Raw genomic sequence first — 24,117 nt, 5'->3', positions numbered from 1 at the left:
CGGCCGTGACGGCTTGTGCCGATAAAGCCTCTGATAGGGCAATTGGCGTGACCCATTGCGCCGCCCTTGGGACAATAGCTCCTGGCCCCGCTTTCCAATATGATCCGGTGTGCCATTGGCACTCGAGCACGACCGGGCGTGCCTCCAATGAACCTTTGCTTGTCAGAATTGCAAGTGCGGCCGCCTGCGCCGAAGGCAAATGGCTTCGGTTGCCGTCGCTCCTGAACCAGCGCGAAGAAGACCGCCAGGGACCGCGCAACGGCCCCTGGACATCGGAAGCGTATTTGGAAGACAGCAATGGAGACGAAACATGACACGTACACGTGCGACAAGAATTGCAATAGCAGTCTCGACGTTCACCTGCGCGGCGCTGTTCTCCTTCGGCTGGTCCGGGGAGCGCGGCATCTCGGTATCGGTCGACAGCGCACAGGCGCGCGTCGGTCGCCCGCTGACTCCCGTGAGCGTTGCCGGCGTGGCGCGTCGACAGGCGCGGCGAGCCGCGTACGGATACGGTGCCGCCGCAGTCGGGGCGGGCGCCGTAGCCGCTGGCACGGCCGCCGCGATGGCCGCGACGTCACCGGGATGGGGGACCGGCCCCTACACGGGCACGGACTATTATGCGAATAGCGGTCCCTACGCCTCTTACGCCTACTCGCCGGACGAATGGCGCAGGCGAAACGGCATGGTCTGCGAACCCGGGACGATAACCAAGATGGACGACGGCCACATGTATCGCTGTCAGTAAAGGCACAAACGAGAGGAGCAGGAGGCGGCTTTCGGGCCGCCTCCCGCCGATTTAAACCCCCGCCATCATCACGTATTTGATCTCGACATATTCTTCCATGCCGTGGCGCGAGCCTTCGCGCCCGAGACCGCTTTCCTTGACGCCGCCGAAGGGCGCGACTTCCGTCGTGATCAGGCCGGTGTTGACGCCGACCATGCCTGACTCCAGCGCTTCGGCGACGCGCCAGACGCGGCCGATATCACGGGAGTAGAAGTAGGACGCGAGGCCGAACGGCGAAGCATTGCACATCGCGATCACGTCCGCTTCGTCCTTGAATCGGATCACCGGCGCCAGCGGGCCGAAGGTTTCTTCCTGCGATACCAGCGAGTCGGGCTTCACATCAGCCAGCACGGTCGGCTCGAAGAAGGACCGCCCGAGCTCGCTGCGCTTGCCGCCGGTCACGACCTTGGCGCCGCGCTTGACGGCATCCGCAATGTGGCGCTCGACCTTGTCGATTGCCTTCATGTTGATCAGCGGGCCTTGCGTGACACCGGCTTCCGTGCCGTCGCCGATCTTCATCGCCGCGACCTTTGCGGACAGTTTCTTGACGAACTCGTCGTAGATCTTGTCCTGGGCGTAGATGCGATTGGCGCAGACGCAGGTCTGGCCCATGTTGCGGTATTTCGAGACGATCGCGCCCTCGACCGCGGCGTCGATGTCGGCATCGTCGAACACCACGAACGGCGCATTGCCGCCGAGCTCGAGGCCGAGCCGCTTCACACCGACGGAAGCCTGCCGGTAGAGGATCTTGCCGACGGCGGTCGAGCCGGTGAAGCCGACGAAGCGCACTGCCGGATGCTCGCACAGCACCTTGCCGATCGGCGGAGCGTCGCCCGTGATGATGTTGAGCACGCCCTTCGGGACACCGGCTCTCTCGGCGAGCACGGCCAGCGCCAGCGCCGACAGCGGCGTCTCGTTGGCAGGCTTCAGCACCACGGTGCAGCCCGCAGCGAGCGCGGGCGAGACCTTGCGCGTGATCATCGAGTTCGGGAAATTCCACGGCGTGATGGCGCCGCAGACGCCGATCGGCTGCTTGATCGCGAGCAGCCGTGCATCGGGGCGCTGCGTCGGAATGGTCTCGCCATAGACGCGCCTCGCTTCCTCGGCGAAGAACTCGATATAGGCGGCGCCGATATCGACCTCGCCGAGCGCCTCGGACAGCGGCTTGCCCTGCTCGGAGGTGAGGATCAGCGCGAGGTCCTCGCGGCTGGCGACGATCAGCTCGAACCATTTGCGCAGAATGTTGGAGCGCTGCTTGGCGGTATGCCTGGCCCAAGCGGGAAAGGCGCGCTGGGCGGCTTCGACCGCCTTGGTCGTCTCGTCCGCGCCAAGCTGCGGAACTTTCGCGATCTCGACACCGGTCGCGGGATTATTCACGGCAAACACGGGCGTCCCGACCCAGGCTCCGTCGATGTAGCAGGCCTCCTTCAGCAGCGACGGGTCCTTCAACCGGTCACGCAGGGTGGCTGTGGCATGCTGGGCGCGTGCGGCGGTCGGCGTCATGGCGTACTCCTCGGACGATCAGGATCGGCCCGGAATATAGGGACATCGGGTGCACAATGCAGGGTCCCGCAACGCACATCTGCTGAGAGTAAAAATGGCAGCGCTGCCTCTTGCCTCTCCCCGCTGGGCATTGCGGACGCGTGAGCAAATGCCAGCAGCAACTACGCTGCGCCGTTCAGATAGGTCTCGCGCCGGCCGATCATGCGCTCGGCGGCCGCCTTGGCACCGGCCTTCGAGGAGGTCGCGCAGGTCCGGTATTCGAGATCAGGCGCGTCGGAGGTATCGCGGCGGCCGAACCAGGACTTCGATCCCACCGGCAGCAGCGCCAGCGATTGCGCCAGATTGTCGACCGCGCCGAACGAATAAAGCGCACCGGTGCCTGCGATGCGGACCTCGTAAATACCGGGCGAGATCGGCGCTTCCAGATTGTCGCCCCGTCCGGGACGGGGATAGCGCTTCCATTCGCTCCAAGTCGAAATCATCTCAGGTCCCCCGCGGCCGCCAGGCGGTCGCCAAATTTGCTTCAAGTCTTAACGTCAGCCGCCGATCGGGCCATCAGCTGAACGCCGCATCGCACAAAACGTTTCAAGTGCTTCAAACACCCGAAACATACCGCCTGAGCCCATCCAAGGTCATGGTGAGCTGCAGCGATCCACCGCAGATTGTGGAGAAGTGTTGCAGATCAGTCGTCCCGCGCGGAGCGCAGGCGGTCAAGTCACGACATCGCGACCGCAGGATGCATATCGCCACGCTTGCCGCGCAGCGGATGCGGGAGGACAATCGATCACTTCCAACGATAATCAAACCGGAGGAAACGCGATGCAAAGCAAAGCTGAGATCGATCAGATTCTGAGCAAGGCAAGCGACGCCAAGGACATTCCCGGCGTTGTTGCGATCGCCGCCAGCGGCAGCGATGTTCTGTATCAGGGCGCGTTCGGCAAGCGCGATCTATCCAAGCCCGATGCGATGACAATGGACAGCGTATTCTGGATCGCCTCGATGACGAAGGCGGTGACATCGGCCGGCGCGATGCAGCTGGTCGAGCAGGGCAAGCTGTCGCTCGATGCGCCGATCGGTTCGCTGCTGCCCGATCTCGCCAACCCGCAGGTGCTGGAAGGTTTTGACGCCAAGGGTGAGCCGAAACTGCGGCCGGCGAAAAGCGCGATCACGCTGCGCCAGCTCATGACCCACACCGCCGGCTTCGCCTACAACGTGTGGAACGGCGACTGCGCGCAATATCTGGAGAAGACCGGAACCCCGAACATCTTTTCCTGCCAGAACGTCGCGCTGAAGACTCCGATCATGTCCGACCCCGGAACGCGCTGGGAATATGGCATCAACATCGACTTCGTCGGCAAGGCGATTGAGGCCGTGAGCGGCAAACGTCTCGATGCCTACTTGCGCGACAACATCTTCACGCCGCTCGCCATGAACGACACCGCGTTCAAGATCACCGAGGACATGCGCAAGCGGCTGGTCGCCACGCATGCGCGCGGCGAGGATGGATCGTTGACACCGATCCCGTTCGAGATCGAGCAGAACCCGGAATTCCACATGGGCGGTGGCGGCCTTTACAGCACGGCCGGCGACTACATCAAGTTTACCCAGATGATCCTCAACCAGGGCCGCGGCAGCGGCAACCAGCTGCTGAAGCCCGAGACGGTCGCGCTGATGCGCCAGAACCACATCGGCGATCTCACCATCGGCAAGATGACCACCGTGGCGCCCATGTACACCAACGACGTCGATCTCTTCCCCGACATCGTGAAGAAGTGGGGACTGTCCTTTCTGATCAATACGGCCAAGACGCCGGAGGGCCGCAGTGCCGGCAGCCTCGCGTGGGCTGGTCTCGCCAACACTTATTTCTGGATCGACCCGGAGCGCGATGTTTCCGGCGTGATCCTGATGCAGGTGTTGCCGTTCGTCGATGCAAAATGCTTACAGGCGTTCGCGGGATTCGAGCGAGGCGTCTATGCCGGGCTCGATGCGGGCAGCGGCAAGAAGGCGGCCTAACCCCTTAGTATGAGGCGCGCGGCGTCGCGCGCCTTCCCGGCAAGGGATAACCTCGTGCCCGAAGGCCATCGGCTCCAGGGCACGGGGCAATGATTCGAGGAGGCGAACTTGGTCAACGATCTTGCAGGCAAAGCCGACAGCTACGTTTGCGGCATCTCGGACACGCCGCTGCTCGGCGACACCATCGGCCGCAGTCTCGACCATGCGGTGCGGCGCTGGGGCAGCCGCGAGGCGCTGGTCGCGCCCGGCCACGGCGTGCGCTGGACCTGGACGGAATTCGCCGAACGTGTCGACGCGCTCGCCGCAGGCTTTCTCGCGCTCGGCCTGGAACGCGGCGAACGCATCGGCATCTGGTCGCTGAACCGTCCGGAATGGACGCTCACTCAATTTGCCGCTGCCAAGGCCGGCCTGATCCTGGTGACGATCAATCCCGCCTATCGGCTCAGCGAGCTGGAATTCGCGCTGAAGAAAGTCGGCTGCGCTGCGATCGTGACCGCGACGGCGTTCAAGACCAGCCAATATATGGAGATGCTCAACACGCTGCTGCCGGAGCTCGCGAGCGCCAGGCCCGGGCAGTTGCAGGCGGCGCGGCTGCCGGCGCTGCGGATGGTGATCCAGATCGGCGGACCTTCGGCGCCCGGGACTGTCGCCTTCGAGGACGTCGCGCGCATGGGCGGCACGAAGCATCGCGAGCAGCTCGCCGCGCTCGGCGCGGCGCTTCAGTTCGACGATCCCGTCAACATCCAGTTCACGAGCGGCACCACGGGATCACCGAAGGGCGTGACGCTGACCCACCACAATATCCTCAACAACGGTTATTTCACGGGACGTGCGATGCGGCTGACCGAACGGGATCGCATCTGCATTCCCGTGCCGCTCTACCATTGCTTCGGCATGGTGATGGGTAACCTCGCCTCCGTCACGCTGGGCGCGACCATGGTCTATCCCGGCGAAGGCTTTGATCCGCTGGCGACGCTGCGCGCGATCGAGCAGGAGAAATGCACGACGCTGTACGGCGTGCCGACGATGTTCATCGCGGAGCTCGATCATCCCGAGTTCAAGAATTTCAATTTGAGATCGCTGCGCACCGGCATCATGGCCGGCGCGCCCTGCCCGATCGAGGTGATGAAGCGCGTCAATACCGAGATGAACATGGGCGAGGTCACCATCGCCTATGGCATGACCGAGACCAGCCCGGTCAGCTTCCAGAGCGCGACGGACGACCCGCTGGAACGGCGCGTCTCCACCGTCGGGCGAATTCATCCGCATGTCGAGGTGAAGATCGTCGATCTCGAAGGCAGGATCGTCAAGCGCGGCGAACGCGGCGAGCTCTGCACCCGGGGTTACAGCGTCATGCTTGGCTATTGGGAGGAGAAGGAAAAGACCGGCGATGTGCTGGATGCCAATGGCTGGATGCACACCGGAGACCTCGCCACCATCGATGACGAGGGCTATTGCAACATCGTCGGCCGCATCAAGGACCTGGTGATCCGCGGCGGCGAGAACCTCTATCCGCGCGAGATCGAGGAGTTTCTGTACCGTCATCCCAAAGTCCAGGACGTGCAGATCTTCGGCGTGGCTGACAGCCGCTACGGCGAGGAGCTCTGCGCCTGGATCCGCGTCAGGCCGGGCGAGACGCTGACCGCGGAGGAGGTCCGTGCTTTCTGCGATGGCCAGATCGCCCACAACAAGATCCCGCGCTATGTGGAATTCGTCGACGAATTTCCGATGACCGTGACCGGCAAGATCCAGAAATTCGTGATGCGGGATGCGGTGGAGCAGCGGCTGGGGCTGAAGGCCGCGAAGACGGCGTGAGGTGGTACGCACACCTGACGCCGCATCGTCGTTGCGAGCGTAGCGAAGCAATCCAGCCTGCCCCGCAGAGACAGTCTGGATTGCTTCGTCGCTTCAGCGCAAAATTGCTTTGCAATTTTGTCGCGAGCTCCTCGCAATGACGAGGAGAGAGACGCGCGCTAGACCGTCAGTCCGCGCTGCTGCGCCAGCTGTTTCAGGGAAACCTGCGGACGCGCGCCGATGTGCTGGATGACTTCGGCGGCCGCAAGTGCGCCAAGCTCGCCGCACTGCTTGTGCGAGAGATCGCGCGAGAGGCCGTACAGGAAGCCGGCGGCGAACAGATCGCCGGCGCCGGTGGTGTCAACCAGCTCCGTGATCGGCGAAGCGGGTGCTGCGACAGCATCCGTCGGCGTCACGACCACGCAGCCCTTCTCGCTGCGGGTGACCACGCCGAGCTTGACGTCGTTGCGCAGCTGCTTGAGCGCGGTGTCGAAATCGGAGGTCTCGTAGAGCGAGTGCAGCTCGGACTCGTTGGCGAACACGATGTCGGCGGTGCCGCCCCGCATCAGCCCCAGGAATTCGTCGCGATAACGGCCGACGCAAAAGGAGTCCGACAGCGTCAGCGCCACCTTGCGGCCGGCCTCGTGGGCAATTTTTGAGGCCTTGAGGAAGGCTTCCTTGGCGCCCGGCGGATCCCAGAGATAGCCTTCGAGATAGACGATCTTGGCGGAAGCGATCTCGGCCGCATCGATATCGGCCGGCGACAGATCCTGCGCCGCGCCGAGATAGGTGTTCATGGTGCGCTCGCCATCACCGGTGACCAGGATGTAGGAGCAGCCGGTGGCGGGGCCGTCCTTCGCGGCCGGCGTATTGAAGGCGACGCCCGAAGCGCGGATGTCGTGGACATAGAGCTTGCCGATCTGGTCGTCCTTGACCTTGCCGACATAGGCGGCACGTGCGCCGAGGCTGCCGATGCCGACGATGGTGTTGGCGGCCGAGCCGCCGGAGACTTCCGTCGCCGGGCCCATGTCGGCATAGATCGCGGCGGCCCTGGCCTCGTCGATCAGGGACATGCTGCCCTTGGTCATGCCGTGCTTGGCGAGAAAAGCCTCGTCGGTCCGGACCAGCACGTCGAACAGCGCGTTGCCGATGCCGAGAACGTCATATTTCGCGTCAGCCATTCACCTTGATCCTGTTTGCCGGATTGCGGACCCCACGGAAATCCGCTTCCTGTCGGCCTGAAATCTGGCTCGCGGCCTATCACGACCGGGCCGCCACGGGCAAGCAACGAGCGTTGTCTTTTGACGCGTTTTCTTCACGCGAGCCGGAGACCACTTCGCTCGAAAACGCTATGGTATATCCACGCAATGATCCGCTCCTTCCTGACCGTCTCGACGGGAACACTGGCATCGCGGCTGCTGGGCTTTGCCCGCGATTCCCTGATCGCGGCGCTGCTCGGCACCGGCGTCGTGGCGGACGCCTTTTTGGCCGCCTTCCAGCTCGTCAACGTGGTGCGGCGGCTGCTGAGCGAAGGGGCGTTGAATGCGGCCCTGATCCCGGCCTGGCTGCGCGTCCGGGAGCGCGACGGCGAAGAGGCTGCGTCTGCCTTCGCCGGACGCGTGCTCGGCACGGTCAGCGTGGTTCTGATCGTGATCTCGATCGGCATTGCGCTTGTGATGCCCGTGATCATCATGGTCATCGCGCCGGGCTTCGTCGGCAGCGCCTCGCTCGATCTCGCCGTCCAGAACGGGCGGCTGATGCTGCCTTATCTCGCCTTTGCCGGCCCGGTCACGGTTCTGATGGGGCTGCTGAACGCGCAGGGGAGATTTGCGCTCACGGCGTTCTCGCCGCTGCTGTTCAACATCGCGCTGATCGGGACAATCGCGACGCTGCTTGCCTGGCACGCCGATGCGTCCTTGGCGGCATGGACGCTGGCGGCGACCGTCGGAATTGCCGGCCTGCTGCAGCTCCTGATGCTGCTGTCGCAGCGAAGCGCGCAACTTGCGACGCCGTTGCGCGTGAGTTTCGGCGAGGAGATGCGCGGCTTCTTCGCCAAGGCGATCCCCGGCATGATCGCAAGCTCCGGCCCGCAATGGCTGATGGTATCAGGCGCGATCATCGCCTCGGCCACGCCATCCGCCGTCTCCTGGCTCTATTTCGCCAACCGTCTGATCGAGCTGCCGCTCGGCATTGTCGGCGTCGCCATGGGCACGGTGCTGGTGCCGGAATTGACGCGCGCGGTGGGGAGCGCCGACCGCGCGGCCGTCGCGCATGCGGAATCGCGCGCACTGGAACTCGCAGCCGGGCTCGCACTGCCCGCTACGCTCGGCCTCGCCGTGCTGGCCGAACCGATCGTGCGGCTGTTGTTCGAGCATGGCGCCTTCGGCGCGGAGGACAGCGCGGCGACCTCACGCGCGCTGATCTGGCTGGCGCTGGGTCTGCCGGCGCACGTGCTGATCAAGGCGCTGTCGCCCGCCTTCTTTGCCCGCGGCGACACGATCGCGCCGCTGCTCGCAACCGCCAAAGGCCTGGTGGCGGCGATCGCGCTCGCCGTCGTGCTCGGGCATTTCTTCGGCGCGAGCGGGATCGCCGCGAGCATCGCCGCCGGCGCCTGGAGCAGCGCCGTCTCGCTGCTCCGGAAAGGCACCAGCGAATTCGGCTTCTCAGTCGATGCCGACGCCCGCGAGCGGTTGCCGCGAATCGTGCTTGCCGCAGCCACCATGGGTGCCCTGCTCTGGCTGACCACGGGGCTGATACCCTCAGAGACCCACCGCCTCGCCCGCTTCATCGTGCTGGTCCTGCAGATCGCGGCCGGGCTCACCGTCTATGGCCTGCTCCTGCAAATCCTTGGCGCCGCCTCCCTGCGCGCGGCGGTCAACGCCCTGAAACGGCCCACTTAGCGAATTGCCCTTGACGGGGCAGCGCCGCTGTTGGAAACGACGGCCGACCACCTATGGGAAGGCGTGCCATGCCATTCGTTGAACGGGTTTTTTCGGGCGTCCAGCCGACGGGCAATCTGCATCTCGGCAATTACCTCGGCGCGATCGTCAACTTCGTAAAGATGCAGGAAACCCACAACTGCATTTATTGCGTCGTCGACATGCACGCGATCACGCAGGGCGTGGACGTCTGGGGCGGGCCGACCGAGCTCGCCCGTGTTACCCGGGAGGTGACCGCTGCGTTCATCGCCAGCGGCATCGACCCGAAGAAGCACATCGTGTTCAACCAGAGTCAGGTTGCGGGCCATGCCGAGCTTACCTGGATCTTCAACTGCGTCGCGCGCCTCGGCTGGCTGAACCGCATGACCCAGTTCAAGGAGAAGGCCGGCAAGGATCGCGAGAACGTTTCCGTCGGGCTCTACGACTACCCCGTGCTGATGGCTGCCGACATCCTGCTTTACCGCGCCACTCACGTTCCTGTTGGCGAGGACCAGAAGCAGCATCTCGAGCTCTCGCGCGACATCGCGCAGAAGTTCAACAATGATTTCGGCGACTCGATCCGTAGCCACGGCGCCAGTGATGGCCTGTTCTTCCCGCTGCCGGAACCCTTCATCACGGGACCGGCGACGCGGGTGATGAGCCTGCGCGACGGCACCAAGAAAATGTCGAAGTCGGATCCATCCGACAATTCGCGCATCAACCTGACCGACGACGCCGACACCATCGCGCAGAAGATCCGCAAGGCGAAGACCGATCCGGAGCCGCTGCCCTCAGAGGAAAAGGGCCTGGAAGCGCGCCCCGAAGCGGACAATCTCGTCGGCATTTTCGCCGCGCTCGCCAATCGCTCCAAGGCGGACGTGCTGCGCGAATTCGGCGGCGGTCAGTTCTCCAGCTTCAAGAACGCGCTGGCGGAGCTGTGCGTCACCAAGCTCGCACCGATCGCCGGCGAGATGAAGCGCCTGGTCTCCGACCCCGGCCACATCGACACCATCCTGAACGACGGTTCCGACCGTGCCCGCGCCATCGCCGAGGAGACCATGAACCTCTCCAAGGACATCGTCGGCTTCATCCGCCGACGCTGAGGACTCCATAACCTGCTGAAATCCTTGGGCGAACCTCGATTCGCCCCTTGATCGTGCGTTCCCCGTCGCCATCTGCTACTGGATGGAGCACGCGCCGGCCTTGAACCGGCGACGTCTGGAGAAAGCCATGTTCATTCAAACCGAAGCGACCCCCAATCCCGCCACGCTGAAGTTCATTCCGGGCCGCGCCGTGTCCGACGGCAGCCCGATGGAGTTTTCGAGCCGCGAAGCCGCAACGCGTTCGCCGCTCGCGGAAAAGCTGTTCGATGTGCCCGGGGTCACCGGGGTGTTCTATGGATCCGACTTCATCACCGTGACCAAGGCTGATGGTGAATGGCAGCAGCTCAAGCCCGCGATCCTGGGTGCCATCATGGAGCACTACATGTCCGGCGCGCCGCTGCTCGCCGGCGGCGAAGCGCAGGGCGACACCGATCTCGACGACGAAGACGAGTTCTTCGACGAGGCCGACGCCGAGACGGTCGACATGATCAAGGACCTGATCGAGACGCGGGTGCGGCCGGCCGTCGCCAATGACGGCGGCGACATCACCTTCCGCGGCTTCAAGGACGGGATCGTCTATCTCAACATGAAGGGCGCCTGCTCCGGCTGTCCGTCATCGACCGCGACGCTCCAGCACGGCATCCAGAATCTGCTGAAGCACTTCGTGCCCGACGTGGTCGAAGTCCGGCCGATGTAACCAGTGGGCGAATGGTGAGTAGCGAATGGCGAATGGCATTCCGATCGGCTAGACTATTCGCCATTCGCCATCAGCCATTCGCTTTTTCATGTTGATTCTTGCCATCGATACCGCGCTGGAGGCATGCGCGGCGGCCGTGCTTGATACCGACGCCGGCGAGCTCCTTGCGCGGGAGCAATCGCTCATGAAGCGCGGCCATGCCGAGGCCCTGATGCCGATGATCGCGCGCGTCATGCAGTCGGCCGATCTCACTTTCACGTCGCTCGACCGCATCGCGGTCACCGTCGGCCCTGGCAGCTTTACCGGCCTGAGGGTCGGGATCTCGGCGGCCCGCGGTCTCGCGCTTGCGGCCAAGCGCCCGGCCGTCGGGCTGACGACCTTGTCGGCCTTTGCGGCCCCCATCGTCGGCCGGAGCGGACCCGCGCCGGTGATCTCGGCGATCGATGCGCGGCATGATCACGTCTATTTCCAGATCGTCGGCGGCGACGGCAGTCTGCTGGTGCGGCCGAGCGTTGCTGCCATCGACGAGGCGATCGCCGCTTCGCAATTCGGCGCGCCGCATCTGGTCGGCAACGCCGCCAAGATTCTCGCCGATCGCTGGCCGGCGGATGCGCCGCGACCCGTCGCGGTCGACGCGCAGCCCGCGCCCGACGTCAGCTGGGTGGCATGGCTCGGCGCCGCGGCGAATCCGGACACGACTCCGGCACGGCCGTTCTATCTGAAGGCGCCCGACGCAAAGCCGGCGGCCCAACCGCTGTTCGCAGCTCCAGCCGCCACCTCATGATGAAATGGCTGTCTGAATGGTGGCGCGGCGGCACGGCCGCCGTCGAGCCCGCGTCGGCGCGCGACGCGCAGCGGCTGGCGCAGCTTCACGGCGCCTCTTTTGCGCAGGGCTGGGGCGAAAGCGAATTCGAGGCCATGCTGAGCGAACGCAACACGCTCGTTCATCGCTTGCGCCTGGGGCGCAGGATCATCGGCTTTGCGGTGTCGCGGATCGGCGCGGACGAAGCCGAGATCCTCTCCGTCGCGGTCGACCCGTCCCATCGCGGCCGCGGCCTCTCCCGCACCCTGCTGATGACCCATCTCGGTCACCTTGCAGGACGCGGGGTGCGAACGATATTTCTGGAAGTCGAAGAGAACAACCAGCCGGCGCGACGGCTCTATGACAAGGGCGGATTCGTGGTGGTCGGCCGCCGCGAACGCTACTATAAGCAGGCCAACGGGGAACAATTGAACGCGCTTCTGATGCGACGTGACTTGTCGTAACATCGGTGGCGGACAGCGCCCCGTCAGGCGGACACGATATGACTGGACTTAAACCTTCTTCCGCATCCAAGGCCACAGGCATCGAGGCGCGTTGTGCCGCCACCGGCATGCGAATGACCGAGCAGCGCCGCGTCATCGCCCGCGTGCTTGCGGAAGCAGTCGATCACCCTGACGTCGAGGAATTGTACCGGCGCTGCGTCGCGGTCGACGACAAGATCTCGATCTCGACGGTCTATCGCACGGTCAAGCTGTTCGAAGATGCCGGCATCATCGAACGCCACGATTTCCGCGAGGGCCGCGCGCGCTACGAGACAATGCGCGACAGCCATCACGACCATCTCATCAATCTGCGCGACGGCAAGGTGATCGAGTTCACCTCCGAAGAGATCGAGAAACTTCAGGCCGAGATCGCCCGCAAGCTCGGCTACAAGCTGGTTGATCACCGGCTCGAGCTCTATTGCGTCCCGCTCGACGACGACAAGCCGACGTCCTAAGCCTCGTGCCGATAGATCTCATCATCTTCGATTGCGACGGCGTGCTCGTGGACAGCGAAGTCATCTCCTGTCGCGCACATGCGGAGGTGCTGACCCGGCATGGTTATCCGATCACCTCCGAGCAGGTGTTGGTGCGCTTCCTCGGTGTCTCCGAGAAAGACGCGCGGCGGATAGTCGAGCAGGAAATCGGTCGCGATCTTCCCGATGATCTGGAACAACAGGTAAATGCTGCCACGCTGCAGTGTTACGCGAGCGATCTGCAACCGATCACCCATGTGGCCGCGGCGATCGGCGCAATCGTTTTACCCAAATGCGTTGCATCGAGCAGCACACCAAACAAGATCCTTCACGGCTTGACCTGTGCCGGGCTGCACGACCTGCTCGCTCCGCACATCTTTTCGGCAAGCCAGGTCGCACGCGGCAAGCCCGCACCCGATCTGTTCCTGTTTGCCGCTGGCCAGATGAAAGCCGCACCGGAACGGTGCCTCGTGATCGAGGACAGCGTCCCCGGAGTGACAGGCGCGCACGCAGCCGGAATGACGGTGCTCGGCTTTCACGGAGGCAGCCACTGCCCGCCGGGTCACCCCGAAAGGCTGCGCGCCGCGGGGGCAGCCGTGACGTTCGACGACATGCGGCAATTACCCGAGCTGGTCCGACGGGCCGGAGCGGGCGCCCTGGCGGGGTAAACGTCGCGGTCATTCCCGGGCAATGCGTAGCATTGCGCCCGGAATCTCGCCGAAAACCTTCCGATTCCGGGTTCGCTCGGGCTGCGGGCGCCCCGGAATGACCTTATGACCCCCAATCGCTGGATTTTCGGCCCCTCAGCCTATATTTGAGAGCCGTCCTCCACCTCACCTCCGGGTTCCATGACGCCGCCGCGCAAGCTGCACATCAAATCATATGGTTGCCAGATGAACGTCTACGATGCCCAGCGCATGGTGGATACGCTGGCGCCGGAAGGATTCGTGGAGACTGCCAGCGCCGAAGACGCCGATCTCGTCATCCTCAACACCTGCCACATCCGGGAGAAGGCCTCCGAAAAGGTCTATTCCGAGCTCGGCCGCCTGCGCGTCGCCAAGGACGGGGCCGCGCGCGAGGGCCGCGCCATGCAGATCGCCGTGGCGGGCTGCGTGGCGCAGGCCGAGGGCGAGGAGATCGTGCGGCGCGCGCCCACAGTCGACGTCGTGGTGGGACCGCAGAGCTACCATCATCTGCCGGAACTGCTGAAGCGCGCCGGCCATGAAGGCCGCGCGATCGAGACCGAATTTCCCGCCGCCGACAAGTTCGGCTTCCTTGCGCAGCCCAAGCCCGATGCGATCCGCGCGCGCGGCATTTCCGCTTTTGTCACGGTGCAGGAAGGCTGCGACAAATTCTGCACCTTCTGCGTCGTGCCCTACACGCGCGGAGCCGAGGTCTCGCGCCCCGTCGCGAAGATCGTGGACGACGTGAAGCGGCTTGCCGACAACGGCGTGCGCGAACTCACGCTGATCGGGCAGAACGTCAACGCCTATCACGGCGATGGACCAGACGGGAAAACCTGGGGCTTGGGCAAGCTGCTGGAGCACCTGGCCAAAATTCCCGGCATCGCGCGGCTGCGCTACTCGACCAGCCATCCCCGCGACGTCGATGACAGTTTGATTGCAGCCCATCGCGATCTCGAGGCCCTGATGCCGTTCGTGCATCTGCCGGTGCAGTCGGGGTCGGATCGGATTCTCGCCGCCATGAACCGGAAACATACCGCCGATGATTATCGCGAGGTGATCGACCGTTTCCGGTCCGCTCGCCAAGACATTGCTTTTTCATCGGATTTTATCGTCGGCTTCCCCGGCGAGAGCGAGCAAGATTTTCTGGCCACCCTCGCGCTTGTCTCGCAAATCGGCTACGCTGCGGCGTATTCGTTCAAATACTCCGCCCGGCCGGGAACGCCGGCGGCGGATATGCAGGAGACGGTGTCCCCCGCCGAGATGGACCAGCGATTGGAGCGGCTCCAGGAAGTGATCGACAGCCAGCAATCGGCCTTCAACAAGGCTGCGATTGGCTCAACGGTCGACGTGCTGTTCGAACGCCCGGCGCGCAAGGACGGCCAGATCGTCGGCCGCACCGCCTTCCTCCAGCCCGCACACGTCATGGCCTCTCCCGACATCATCGGCAAAATCCTGCCTGTCAGGATCGACAGTCTCGAGCGTTACAGTTTCCTCGGCGAGCTCGCCACGCCACGCGGTGCGCGCGAGCCCGCTTTATCATCCATCGCCACGGGAGCCTGAACCCTTGCCCAAAAGCGCATCGGATTCGTCTTCTATCGCTCCCAGCCGCAAGTTTGATCGCGACATGCAAGTTCCGCCCGAGACCCAGGTCGTCATCGACTTCGACGACAATCGCGCCGCATCCGCGCTGGTCGGGCCTTATGGCCAGAACCTGGCGCAGATCGAGCGGCGGCTCGGCGTCGTCGTGGACTCCAAGGGCAACCACATCACCATCGGCGGCACCCGTGACGGCTGCGACGCGGCACGGCGCGTGCTGGAGACGCTCTACGCGCACGCGGTGAAGGGGCAGGATGTCGACCAGGGCGAGGTCGAAGGCGCGATCCGTGCCGTGATCGCGCAAGGGTCGCTGTTCGAGTTCGACGCCAAATCGGCCAAATCGGCCTTCGACAGCATCAACTTGCGCAAGCGCCCGGTGCGTGCGCGCACGGCTGCGCAGGATTCCTACATCCGCGCGCTGAAGCGCCATGAGCTGGTGTTCGGCATCGGCCCGGCCGGCACCGGCAAGACCTGGCTCGCGGTCGCGCATGCCGCGCAATTGTTCGAGCGCAAGGAAGTCGACAAGATCATCCTGTCGCGTCCGGCGGTCGAAGCCGGCGAACGGCTCGGCTTCCTGCCCGGCGACCTCCGCGAGAAGGTGGATCCTTATCTGCGTCCGATCTACGACGCGCTTTACGACCTCATGGACGCGCGCATCGTCGAGCGCGCGCTGCAGACCGGCGAGATCGAGATCGCGCCGCTCGCCTTCATGCGCGGCCGCACCCTGACCAATGCCGCGATCATCCTCGATGAAGCGCAGAACACGACATCGATGCAGATGAAGATGTTCCTGACCCGTCTCGGCGAGAACAGCCGCATGATCGTGACGGGCGATCCCTCGCAGATCGACCTGCCGAATGGCCAGACCTCGGGTCTGGCCGAGGCGACCAGGCTGTTGAGCGGCGTCGAGGGCATTGCGCAAGTTCATTTCAAGGCCGAGGACGTGATCCGCCACGAGCTCGTGGCGAGAATCGTCGCCGCCTATGAAGGGTCGCCGCAGCGGGCGCCGGCCGGCAACAAATCCTGACGTGACAACATCAGGACCAAGCGGGCGCTGACACTGCGCCTTATCGTTCCGAACAAAGCCATGTCACATCCCAACCTTCCCACCACAGAGGTCCTCGTCGTCGCCGATTGCTGGCAAAGCGAGCCTGACGCCGAAGCCGTGATCCAGCGTGCCGTTGCAGCCGCCGCCGAATCTGTCGGCGAAGACGTCGCCGAGGCAGAAGTGGCCGTGATGCTGACCGATGATGCCGGCATCCGCACCCTCAACAACAATTGGCGCGGCATGGACAAGCCGACCAATGTGCTGTCGTTTCCCGCGCTGCAGCCCGAAGGCGAGTGGAAGCCGGGCGATGCGCCGCGCATGCTTGGCGACATCGCGATCGCCTACGAGACCATGCGGCGCGAGGCGGACGAGGAACACAAGCCGTTCGATCATCATTTGAGCCATCTCGCGGTGCACGGTTTCCTGCACTTGATCGGCTACGATCACGAGAACGACGACGACGCGGAGGAGATGGAAGCGCTCGAAACCGCGATCCTGGCGCATCTCGGCATTCCCGATCCCTATGCGGACCGCGCGGGGACGCACTGAGATGCCGGATTCCGAGCCTATTCACGATAATCCGCGCAACACGGCCAACCTGCCGGCCGTGGTGGCGCCGGGCGAGGTCATGCGCCCGACGGCGGACGGCTGGCTGCTTCGCGCCATCCGCTCGCTGTTCGGCTGGAAGGCGGGCTCGGTGCGCGACGATCTCCAGGTCGTGCTCGACGCGTCGACGCCCGATGACACCGGCTTCTCCGCGGTCGAGCGCACCATGCTGCGCAACATCCTCGGCCTGCACGAGCGCCGCATCGCAGACGTCATGGTGCATCGCGCCGACATCATCGCAGTGAAGCGCGACATCCCGCTCGGCGAGTTGATGGACCGCTTCGAGAGCGCAGGCCATTCGCGCCTCGTCGTCTACAATGAAACGCTCGACGATCCCGTCGGCATCGTTCACATCCGCGATTTGCTCGCCTTCATGACGGCGCGCGCGCGTGTGTCGGAGGCTACCAAGACCAAACGCAAGAAGCCGCTGCCGGCCGGGCTCGATTTGCGCGCCGTCGATCTCGCGCTGCCGCTGCAGGACGCGCGCATCATCCGCAAGCTGCTCTATGTGCCGCCGTCGATGCGGGCGATCGACCTGCTCGCGCAGATGCAGGCCACGCGCATTCACCTGGCGCTGGTCGTCGACGAATATGGCGGCAGCGACGGCCTGGTTTCGCTCGAGGACATCGTCGAGCAGATCGTCGGCGAGATCGACGACGAGCACGACAGCGACGAGCCGCCGTCGATCGTCCGCCTGGGCGACAACGCCTTCATTGCGGACGCCCGCGCCAGCCTCGACGACGTCCGCACCGTGATCGGCGAAGACTTCGTCACCGGCGAGGCCGGCGAGGAGGTGGAGACGCTCGGCGGCTATCTCGTCAGCTTCGTCGGCCGCCTGCCGGTGCGCGGCGAGGTGATCTCGGGCCCCGGCAATTACGAGGTCGAAGTGCTGGATGCCGATCCGCGCCGCGTCAAGCGGCTGCGCATCTCGACACGGAGGGAACGTCCCGCCCCGCGCACCCAGCGCGAGAGAAGCCGCCGCGAGGCCGCGCCGGATAGCGGCCAGCCGTCGGCCGGCGACACGCCGGCCCCGCCGCCCGGCGAGGGGACCGGTTCGCAGTGAACGCGTTCCAGCGATTTCGGCAGATCGCGCTAGCCATCATCCTGACCTGGGGATGGAAGCGCGCGCTCCTGGCGATGGCGTGTGGCGCGTTATCCGTTCTCGCGCTCGCACCGTTCAATGCGTGGCCCGTGCTGTTCATCACCTTCCCCGTGATGGTCTGGCTGATCGACGGCGCCGGCGCGGGGCGCTATGGCGGCGTCCCCGCTGCGGCGCTGACCGGCTACTGGTTCGGGCTCGGTTATTTCGTCCCTGGCCTGTACTGGATCGGCAAGGCTTTCTTCGTCGAGGCGGACGTGTTCGCCTGGCTGACGCCGTTCGCCGTGCTGGGCCTGCCCGCCTATCTCTCGATATTCACTGCGATCGGCTTCGGGCTGGCCCGCCTGCTCTGGACCAGGGACGCCACCCGCATTCTCGCGCTCGCCGCGAGCCTCACCATCGGCGAATGGTTGCGCGGGCACGTGCTCACGGGCTTTCCCTGGAACGCCTTCGGCTATGCGCTGTCGGAGCCGCTGCCGCTGGCGCAGACGGCGTCCCTGATCGGCCAATGGGGCATGACGTTCCTCACGATTGCGATCTTCTCGGCGCCGGCGGTGCTGATCGACCGCACGCGCAATCGGAGCCTGCCCTGGCGCGTGCCGGCCGCTGCGCTCGCCCTGCTTGTCGTCATGGGCATCTTCGGCGCGATCCGCCTGTCGCTGCATCCGACCACGATGGTCGCCGGCACCAGGCTGCGCCTGATGCAGCCGGACCTGCAGCAGGATGCGAAGTTCAACTACTCCGCCAAGGCGGAGGTGATGAAGAAATACCTCGCGCTGTCGGACCGCGCATCTGGCCCCCAATCGACCGGTGTGCGCGATGCCACCATCCTGATCTGGCCGGAATCCGCCTTTCCGTTCTTCCTGACCCGCGAAGCCGACGCGATGGCCGAGATCGCCGAGCTGCTGCCCAAGGGCACGGTGCTGATCACCGGATCGGTGCGTGCGCCCGATCTGCCACCGGGCAGGCCGATCACGCGCGCCTACAATTCGATCTATCTGATCGACCATGACGGCAGCGTGCTCGCCGTCTACGACAAGCTGCATCTGGTTCCGTTCGGCGAATATCTCCCGTTCCAGGACACGATGGAGAAGCTTGGCTTCGAGCAATTGACGCGGGTCCGTGGCGGATTCATTCCCGGTACGGTGCGGCACGTGCTGCCGGTGCCGGGCGCACCGCCCGCGCTGCCGCTGATTTGCTACGAGGCGATCTTCCCCGATGAGGTCGGCACGCGTGACGAGCGCCCGGGCTGGATGGTGAACCTCACCAATGACGGCTGGTTCGGCATCTCGACCGGTCCGTACCAGCATCTGGAGCAGGCGCGGATGCGCGCCGTCGAGCTTGGACTGCCGCTGGTCCGCTCGGCCAACACCGGCATCTCGGCAGTGATCGATCCGGTGGGACGCACGGTGGCCAGCCTCGGCCTCGGGGTCGAGGGCATTTTGGATGCAAATCTGCCCACGGCAATCCCGCCCACGATCTATGCGAGGATCGGCGACATCCCCGCAGCCATGCTTGTCGCACTGGCCGTCATTCTGGCGGTGCGACGACGTTTCGCCAAACGGCTCCCCTGATCACACCGAGATCGGCGCAGCGGCCGGAATCCCTTGAGAACGGCAGTCCCACGGTTGACAGACTGCACGGCGGCTCCCCATTCTGCACCGGCTGCACAAGTCAGCGGTGCATTGCTAAATTTCTCCGCAATGTTTCCCCAATCAGGGTGAAGTTTTGACGTCGCTGTCGCCTGAGGCAAACGTTTTGATTGCGCCGAGGGTGGTGTTTGGAGGGCTGAGGACATGTCGAAAGCGCCCAACCCTGTTGACAAATATGTCGGCAGTCGCGTGCGTATGCGCCGCATCATGTTGGGCATGAGTCAGGAAAAGCTCGGTGAAGCTTTGGGCCTGACCTTCCAGCAGATTCAGAAGTACGAGAAAGGCACCAACCGCGTCGGCGCCAGCCGCATCCAGCAGATTGCGGAGATTCTGCAGGTGCCGGTGTCGTTCCTGTTCGAGGGCGGACCGAGCGGCGTCGCCGGACCGGACGGTTTCGCCGAAGGTGCTTCGCCCTCCTATGTCTCGGACTTCCTCGCGACCTCAGAAGGGCTCGCACTGACCAAGGCGTTCACCCGAATCACCGATTCGAAGCTGCGCCGTTCGATCGTCGATCTCGTCGAGCAGATTGCCGCCCGCGAAGGCCCGGACAAGCGCTGACGCTGTTTCATTCCGATTTGAGGCTGCGCCAAATCTGGCCTATGTCGTCACTTGCGGATGCGCTTTGCGCCGCCTCCGCTTAAGTGATGCGATTCGAAGGCACAGAGACCTCCATGGCGAACTCCAATCCGTTCGATTCCCAAACTATCCTCGCTGGTATCCGCCGCTGGGTGGAGATCGAGACGCCGACCGAAGTGCCAGAGCAGGTCAACAAGCTGACCTCCGTGGTTGCCGATCATTATCGCGATCTGCCCGTGACGCTCGAACGCGTCGCCGGCGTCGATGGCTGCGGCGATCATCTCCTGGTGCGGTCGACCTGGGGTCAGGACCGGCCTGGTATCCTGGTGCTCAGCCATCTCGATACCGTGCATCCCATGGGCTTCATTGCGCGCCTGCCTTTCAAGATCGAAGGCGACAGCGCGTTCGGCCCGGGGATCTACGACATGAAGGGCGGCGCCTACATCGCCTATCACGCCTTTCGCGAGCTTTGCGCTGCACCCGAGCGGCCACCGCTCGGCATCACCCATTTGTTCACGTCCGACGAAGAGATCGGCAGCCCCACCTCGCGCGCGATCATCGAGCAGGAGGGGCGCAAGGCCAAATACGTGCTGGTGACGGAGCCGGCGCGCGACGGCGGCAAGATCGTCACCGGGCGCAAGGGCGTTGGACGATTCGAGGTGTTCATCAAAGGCGTGCCGGCGCATGCCGGCTCCCGCCCGGAAGACGGCCGCAGCGCCATCCGCGAGCTCGCCAATGTCATCCAGACGCTGGAAGGGATGAACGACCTGAAGCGCGGCGTCACCGTCAATGTCGGCGTGGTGCGCGGCGGCACGCGGCCCAACGTGACGCCGGAAGAGGCCTATGCCGAAGTCGATCTGCGCGTGCCTGGCATCGGCGACGCGGAGGAATTCGTCGGAAAGATTCTGGGGCTGACGTCGAAAACCGCCGGCGTCACCGTCACCGTCACCGGCGAGCTCAACCGCCCGCCTTACGAGAAGGGCAATGCGGGCGCCGCGCTGTTTGAGCATGCGAAAACGCTCGCCGCGGAGATCGGCTTCGAGCTGATCGACACCCGCACTGGCGGCGGCTCCGACGGCAATTTCACGGCGCCGCACACCGCCACCCTCGACGGGCTCGGCGTCGACGGCAAGGGCGCACACACCCATTATGAGCAGATCTACGTTTCATCGCTCGAGCCGCGCGCACGGCTGCTCTATCGCCTGTACCAGACGCTGCGATGAGCGAACGCAAATCAGATCCCGATCGCGCGGACGGCGAGCGCGCCTTCTTCGGACGGCGCAAGGGCCACAAGCTCAGGCAGCACCAGGCCGAGCTGGTCGACGGTCTGCTGCCGCATCTCGCGCTCGACATCACGAGCGAGAAGCCGGCGACCGCCGCCGATATTTTCGACCCCGCAGTGCAAGATGTCCGGCTCGAGATCGGCTTCGGGGGCGGCGAGCATCTCGCGGCGGAGGCGCAGAGCTTCCCCACGACCGGCTTCATCGGCTGCGAGCCCTATGTCAACGGCATGGCAAAGATTCTCGCGCAGATCGAGGCCGCGAACATCGCCAACATCCGCCTGTTCGCGGGCGACGCCGCCGAACTGCTGGCCTGGCTGCCTGATGCCTCGCTGTCGCGGATCGATCTGATCCATCCCGATCCCTGGCCGAAGCGGCGGCACTGGAAGCGGCGCTTCGTCCAGGACAGAACGATCGCCGCCATGGCGCGCGTGCTCAAGGCGGGCGGTGAATTCCGCTTCGTCTGCGATATCGACGATTACTGCGCCTGGACGCTGTCGCATCTCGCGCGCGCGCCGGATTTCCTGTGGCTTGCGGAACGCGCCGATGATTTCCGTCAGCCCTGGCCCGGCTACACCATGACACGCTATGGCCGAAAAGCCGCGCGCGAGGGCCGCAAGGCGGCTTATCTACGCTTTCGCAGGCGCTGAAGCGCGATGAGATCGGGCCGAATCGTCATCGCGCGTTAGCTGCTTGTTGCAGCATGATCTCTTCGGAAAACCGCTTCACACTTTTCCGGATCATGCTCTAGATCGTCTGCCGGTTGCGCCAGAAATTCACGACGCGCTCGGCCGTGGTCGGCATCAAGCGGGTGAAGTTCACACGCGCCTGCTCGAGATCGGCATCGGCCGGCGTGCGATTCGGGCCATTCCACATCAGGATGAGCGCGCGCACCGTGGGCCAGCCGAGGTTCAGCAACCGCCCCAGGATCAGGATCGGGTCGTAGCGATCGCCCGAGATCAAACGGTCAAGGATCGGGAGCCTGACGCCTGACATCGCCGAGAGCGTTGCGACCGATTCCTCGTATTTGTGCGCCTTGGCGAATCCGAGCAGCGCGCTCTCGCCGAGATGGCCGCCGCGATGCAGGCCAAGCACGGTGCGTTGTGCGGCCGAGAAATCGCGCCGCGGGCCGTCCGTCAGTGCGGCTTCCTCGATCGCGATCATGGCGCGCTTGATCTCGGCCTGGCGCACCGGATTGGCCACGGTGGAGAGCCGGCGGCGAATGACGTCGAGCGTGCCGTCCAGAAGCTTCTTGAGATGCTCGCCAGAGAGATCCTTGCGCTGGCCGATCTTGAGCGTCAACACGCCGTCCTGGCTGGCGCGCTTGATCAATTCCGAATAACCGCCGGCTGAGAACGTCGCACCGGCATTGCCGGCGGCCCGGCGTACGACGTCACGATCGCCGCGTTCGACCAGCACGTCGGTGACCTCGGCCGACAGCGTCGGCCGCTCGGTCATCGCGAGCAAATGGCCCTGGCCCTTCAGCCGGGCAATCTCGACGAGTGCGGCGTCGTCGAGCACGGGCGAGCGGCGTAACACCGGCGCCGCCACCATGATCTCGTTTTCGCGGGCGAGCTGGCGGACAAGATGAGGCGGTGCATTGTCCAGCAGCGAGAAACGCTCGGCGAGATCGACGCGCGAGGCAAGCTCCGCATGCGGCACGAGATCGATCAGGAGATTGTCGAACAGATCGATCAGCTCGGGACGGAGCCTCGCGGCGTCCTGAAAGAACAGCGCCGCGATGGCGCTCGCGATCTCGCCGCGACGCCGTGGATCGCCGCGTCTGACGATATCGTCCAGTCCGGGAATGAGTGACGTGGCAACGGTCATGAAACGCAACTCGAATCTGGCACGCCGTGGGCGCGCCATGCCTCGAGCCGCCCCACGAGCGTGGAATTTAGGCCCGCTTTGTGAACGAAGCGTTGCTCCTCGGGGCGCCTGTCGGCGCACCCAGGGGGCGCCGACTGAGGTGCAAAAAGCGCGCATCGGCCTGCGAGGGGGCCTTGTCCGGGCCGGCGGAAAGAGCTATATCAGCGCCAATTCATCTTCTCATACGATCCGCGTAGTGAGAGTGGGCCCGAAAGGACCCGCTCTTTTTTATTACCTGAACGCGGCGTGGCGGAAGAGACGGCCCGATGCAGTCGGGAAAGTTCCGAAGCGGCCATGCAGTCTTAATCAAGCCTTAACCCAAGCTCTAACCAACGCGCGCCTTGACCCCTGATATGACCGAACCGACCGCAGGTTCCACCGATGCCGAGTTGCTGGCCGAGCCGAGGCTCGTGGTCGAGCCGGGCGTGGCGGCACGGGTGTCGGCGGTCGCAGGCCCGGTGCTCGAGGGCATGGGCTACCGCCTCGTGCGGATCCGCATCTCCGGCGAGGCTGGCTGTACCGTGCAGATCATGGCCGAGCGGCCGGACGGCTCGATGCAGCTCGAGGATTGCGAGGCGATCTCGCGGGCCCTGTCACCCGTGCTCGACGTCGCCGATCCCATCGACCGCGCCTACCGGCTGGAAATCTCCTCCCCCGGGATCGACCGTCCGCTGGTGCGCCGCTCTGATTTCGAGCGCTATTCCGGGCATCTGGTGAAGGTCGAAATGGCCGTCGCCCATGAAGGCCGCAAGCGGTTCCGTGGCACGCTTGGCGCCGTCGAAGGCGACCGCGTGCACCTGCATCGCGATGACGCCAAGGCGACCGACAACGCCGATGTGCTGCTGACGATGGAAGATATCGGCGAGGCACGGCTGGTGCTGACTGATGAGCTGATCGCGGAATCCATGCGCCGCGGCAAGGCCGAGGAGCGCCGGATGCGCCGGGATCTCGGTATCGAGCCGCCGCAGGCGCCCCACGCCGAGATCAGCGCGAAGACCACCAGGAACACCAGGCCGCAAAAGCAGAAGAAGCCGGCCCCGACCAATACGAAGAAACATCGCCTTGCCGCCGAACGCGCGCGGCGCGGCGAGATCGAGCCTGACGAAGGAGACTAG

Annotated in this window: 23 protein-coding genes; 19 read left to right on the top strand and 4 right to left on the bottom strand. The window is 64.8% G+C overall.

Features of this window, described 5'->3' with window-relative positions; genetic code table 11:
- The first annotated feature begins 310 nt into the window (after positions 1–310).
- Complete coding sequence (locus ACVW16_RS18735; RefSeq protein ID WP_456736732.1) at positions 311–745, top strand: hypothetical protein; 435 nt, start codon at positions 311–313, stop codon at positions 743–745.
- A gap of 51 nt (positions 746–796) precedes the next feature.
- On the opposite strand, the gene ACVW16_RS18730 is transcribed toward ACVW16_RS18735, so the two are convergent.
- Both ACVW16_RS18730 and ACVW16_RS18725 read right to left on the bottom strand, forming a co-directional pair.
- On the bottom strand, positions 797–2,287 hold the full coding sequence (locus ACVW16_RS18730) for an NAD-dependent succinate-semialdehyde dehydrogenase (protein ID WP_456700629.1): 1,491 nt from the start codon (positions 2,285–2,287) through the stop codon (positions 797–799).
- 161 nt (positions 2,288–2,448) lie between these two features.
- The gene (locus tag ACVW16_RS18725) at positions 2,449–2,769 is read right to left on the bottom strand and encodes a hypothetical protein (protein WP_456700628.1); all 321 of its coding nucleotides are present in this window, start codon (positions 2,767–2,769) and stop codon (positions 2,449–2,451) included.
- 337 nt (positions 2,770–3,106) lie between these two features.
- Here ACVW16_RS18725 and ACVW16_RS18720 point away from each other — a divergent pair, with 337 nt between their 5' ends.
- Complete coding sequence (locus ACVW16_RS18720; RefSeq protein WP_456700627.1) at positions 3,107–4,300, top strand: serine hydrolase domain-containing protein; 1,194 nt, start codon at positions 3,107–3,109, stop codon at positions 4,298–4,300.
- Positions 4,301–4,408: 108 nt separating this feature from the next.
- The gene (locus ACVW16_RS18715; protein ID WP_456736733.1) at positions 4,409–6,115 is read left to right on the top strand and encodes an AMP-binding protein; all 1,707 of its coding nucleotides are present in this window, start codon (positions 4,409–4,411) and stop codon (positions 6,113–6,115) included.
- A 158-nt stretch (positions 6,116–6,273) separates the two neighbouring features.
- Here the strand turns inward: ACVW16_RS18715 and ACVW16_RS18710 are convergent, their stop codons facing one another.
- Positions 6,274–7,275: an adenosine kinase gene (locus tag ACVW16_RS18710; protein ID WP_456700625.1), complete on the bottom strand. Its 1,002-nt coding sequence runs from the start codon at positions 7,273–7,275 to the stop codon at positions 6,274–6,276.
- A gap of 186 nt (positions 7,276–7,461) precedes the next feature.
- Here ACVW16_RS18710 and murJ point away from each other — a divergent pair, with 186 nt between their 5' ends.
- The 15 genes from murJ to trmB all read left to right on the top strand — a co-directional run bounded on the left by murJ (position 7,462) and on the right by trmB (position 21,783).
- On the top strand, positions 7,462–8,994 hold the full coding sequence (gene murJ / locus ACVW16_RS18705) for a murein biosynthesis integral membrane protein MurJ (protein ID WP_456736734.1): 1,533 nt from the start codon (positions 7,462–7,464) through the stop codon (positions 8,992–8,994).
- Between the two features lie 68 nt (positions 8,995–9,062).
- Positions 9,063–10,115, top strand: a complete 1,053-nt coding sequence (gene trpS, locus ACVW16_RS18700) for a tryptophan--tRNA ligase (RefSeq protein WP_456700623.1) — start codon at positions 9,063–9,065, stop codon at positions 10,113–10,115.
- A gap of 127 nt (positions 10,116–10,242) precedes the next feature.
- Positions 10,243–10,812: a NifU family protein gene (locus ACVW16_RS18695; protein ID WP_456700622.1), complete on the top strand. Its 570-nt coding sequence runs from the start codon at positions 10,243–10,245 to the stop codon at positions 10,810–10,812.
- Positions 10,813–10,900: 88 nt separating this feature from the next.
- On the top strand, positions 10,901–11,596 hold the full coding sequence (gene tsaB / locus ACVW16_RS18690; protein WP_456736735.1) for a tRNA (adenosine(37)-N6)-threonylcarbamoyltransferase complex dimerization subunit type 1 TsaB: 696 nt from the start codon (positions 10,901–10,903) through the stop codon (positions 11,594–11,596).
- Positions 11,593–12,078, top strand: coding sequence for a ribosomal protein S18-alanine N-acetyltransferase (rimI, locus tag ACVW16_RS18685; protein ID WP_456736736.1), 486 nt, complete (start codon positions 11,593–11,595; stop codon positions 12,076–12,078). The genes tsaB and rimI overlap by 4 nt, the downstream gene beginning before the upstream one ends.
- Before the next feature lie 38 nt (positions 12,079–12,116).
- Positions 12,117–12,572, top strand: a complete 456-nt coding sequence (locus ACVW16_RS18680; RefSeq protein WP_057746941.1) for a Fur family transcriptional regulator — start codon at positions 12,117–12,119, stop codon at positions 12,570–12,572.
- A 5-nt stretch (positions 12,573–12,577) separates the two neighbouring features.
- On the top strand, positions 12,578–13,258 hold the full coding sequence (locus ACVW16_RS18675) for an HAD family hydrolase (protein ID WP_456802384.1): 681 nt from the start codon (positions 12,578–12,580) through the stop codon (positions 13,256–13,258).
- Between the two features lie 180 nt (positions 13,259–13,438).
- Positions 13,439–14,836: a tRNA (N6-isopentenyl adenosine(37)-C2)-methylthiotransferase MiaB gene (miaB, locus tag ACVW16_RS18670; protein WP_456736738.1), complete on the top strand. Its 1,398-nt coding sequence runs from the start codon at positions 13,439–13,441 to the stop codon at positions 14,834–14,836.
- Between the two features lie 64 nt (positions 14,837–14,900).
- Positions 14,901–15,899 (top strand): PhoH family protein, encoded by a 999-nt coding sequence (locus tag ACVW16_RS18665; RefSeq protein ID WP_456700617.1) that lies wholly within the window; start codon positions 14,901–14,903, stop codon positions 15,897–15,899.
- Between the two features lie 60 nt (positions 15,900–15,959).
- Positions 15,960–16,469: an rRNA maturation RNase YbeY gene (ybeY, locus tag ACVW16_RS18660; RefSeq protein ID WP_092236831.1), complete on the top strand. Its 510-nt coding sequence runs from the start codon at positions 15,960–15,962 to the stop codon at positions 16,467–16,469.
- 1 nt (position 16,470) lies between these two features.
- Positions 16,471–17,589, top strand: coding sequence for a hemolysin family protein (locus ACVW16_RS18655; protein ID WP_456736739.1), 1,119 nt, complete (start codon positions 16,471–16,473; stop codon positions 17,587–17,589).
- Positions 17,586–19,199 carry an apolipoprotein N-acyltransferase gene (gene lnt, locus ACVW16_RS18650; RefSeq protein WP_456700615.1) on the top strand — a complete coding sequence of 538 codons (1,614 nt, stop codon included), beginning with the start codon at positions 17,586–17,588 and terminating at the stop codon, positions 19,197–19,199. Before ACVW16_RS18655 ends, lnt begins: the two co-directional genes overlap by 4 nt.
- Positions 19,200–19,421: 222 nt before the next feature.
- Entirely contained in the window at positions 19,422–19,835 is a 414-nt protein-coding gene (locus ACVW16_RS18645) for a helix-turn-helix domain-containing protein (RefSeq protein WP_057746952.1), read from the top strand.
- A 113-nt stretch (positions 19,836–19,948) separates the two neighbouring features.
- Positions 19,949–21,076, top strand: a complete 1,128-nt coding sequence (locus ACVW16_RS18640; protein WP_456736740.1) for a M20 family metallopeptidase — start codon at positions 19,949–19,951, stop codon at positions 21,074–21,076.
- The gene (trmB, locus tag ACVW16_RS18635) at positions 21,073–21,783 is read left to right on the top strand and encodes a tRNA (guanosine(46)-N7)-methyltransferase TrmB (protein ID WP_456736741.1); all 711 of its coding nucleotides are present in this window, start codon (positions 21,073–21,075) and stop codon (positions 21,781–21,783) included. Before ACVW16_RS18640 ends, trmB begins: the two co-directional genes overlap by 4 nt.
- A 97-nt stretch (positions 21,784–21,880) precedes the next feature.
- On the opposite strand, the gene ACVW16_RS18630 is transcribed toward trmB, so the two are convergent.
- The gene (locus ACVW16_RS18630; RefSeq protein WP_456736742.1) at positions 21,881–22,963 is read right to left on the bottom strand and encodes a DUF2336 domain-containing protein; all 1,083 of its coding nucleotides are present in this window, start codon (positions 22,961–22,963) and stop codon (positions 21,881–21,883) included.
- A gap of 392 nt (positions 22,964–23,355) precedes the next feature.
- On the opposite strand from ACVW16_RS18630, the gene rimP reads away from it, so the two are divergent.
- Positions 23,356–24,117 (top strand): ribosome maturation factor RimP, encoded by a 762-nt coding sequence (gene rimP, locus ACVW16_RS18625; RefSeq protein ID WP_456700611.1) that lies wholly within the window; start codon positions 23,356–23,358, stop codon positions 24,115–24,117.

This window comes from Bradyrhizobium sp. USDA 4474 (assembly GCF_054057515.1).
This window is presented reverse-complemented; position numbering and strand designations above follow the sequence as displayed.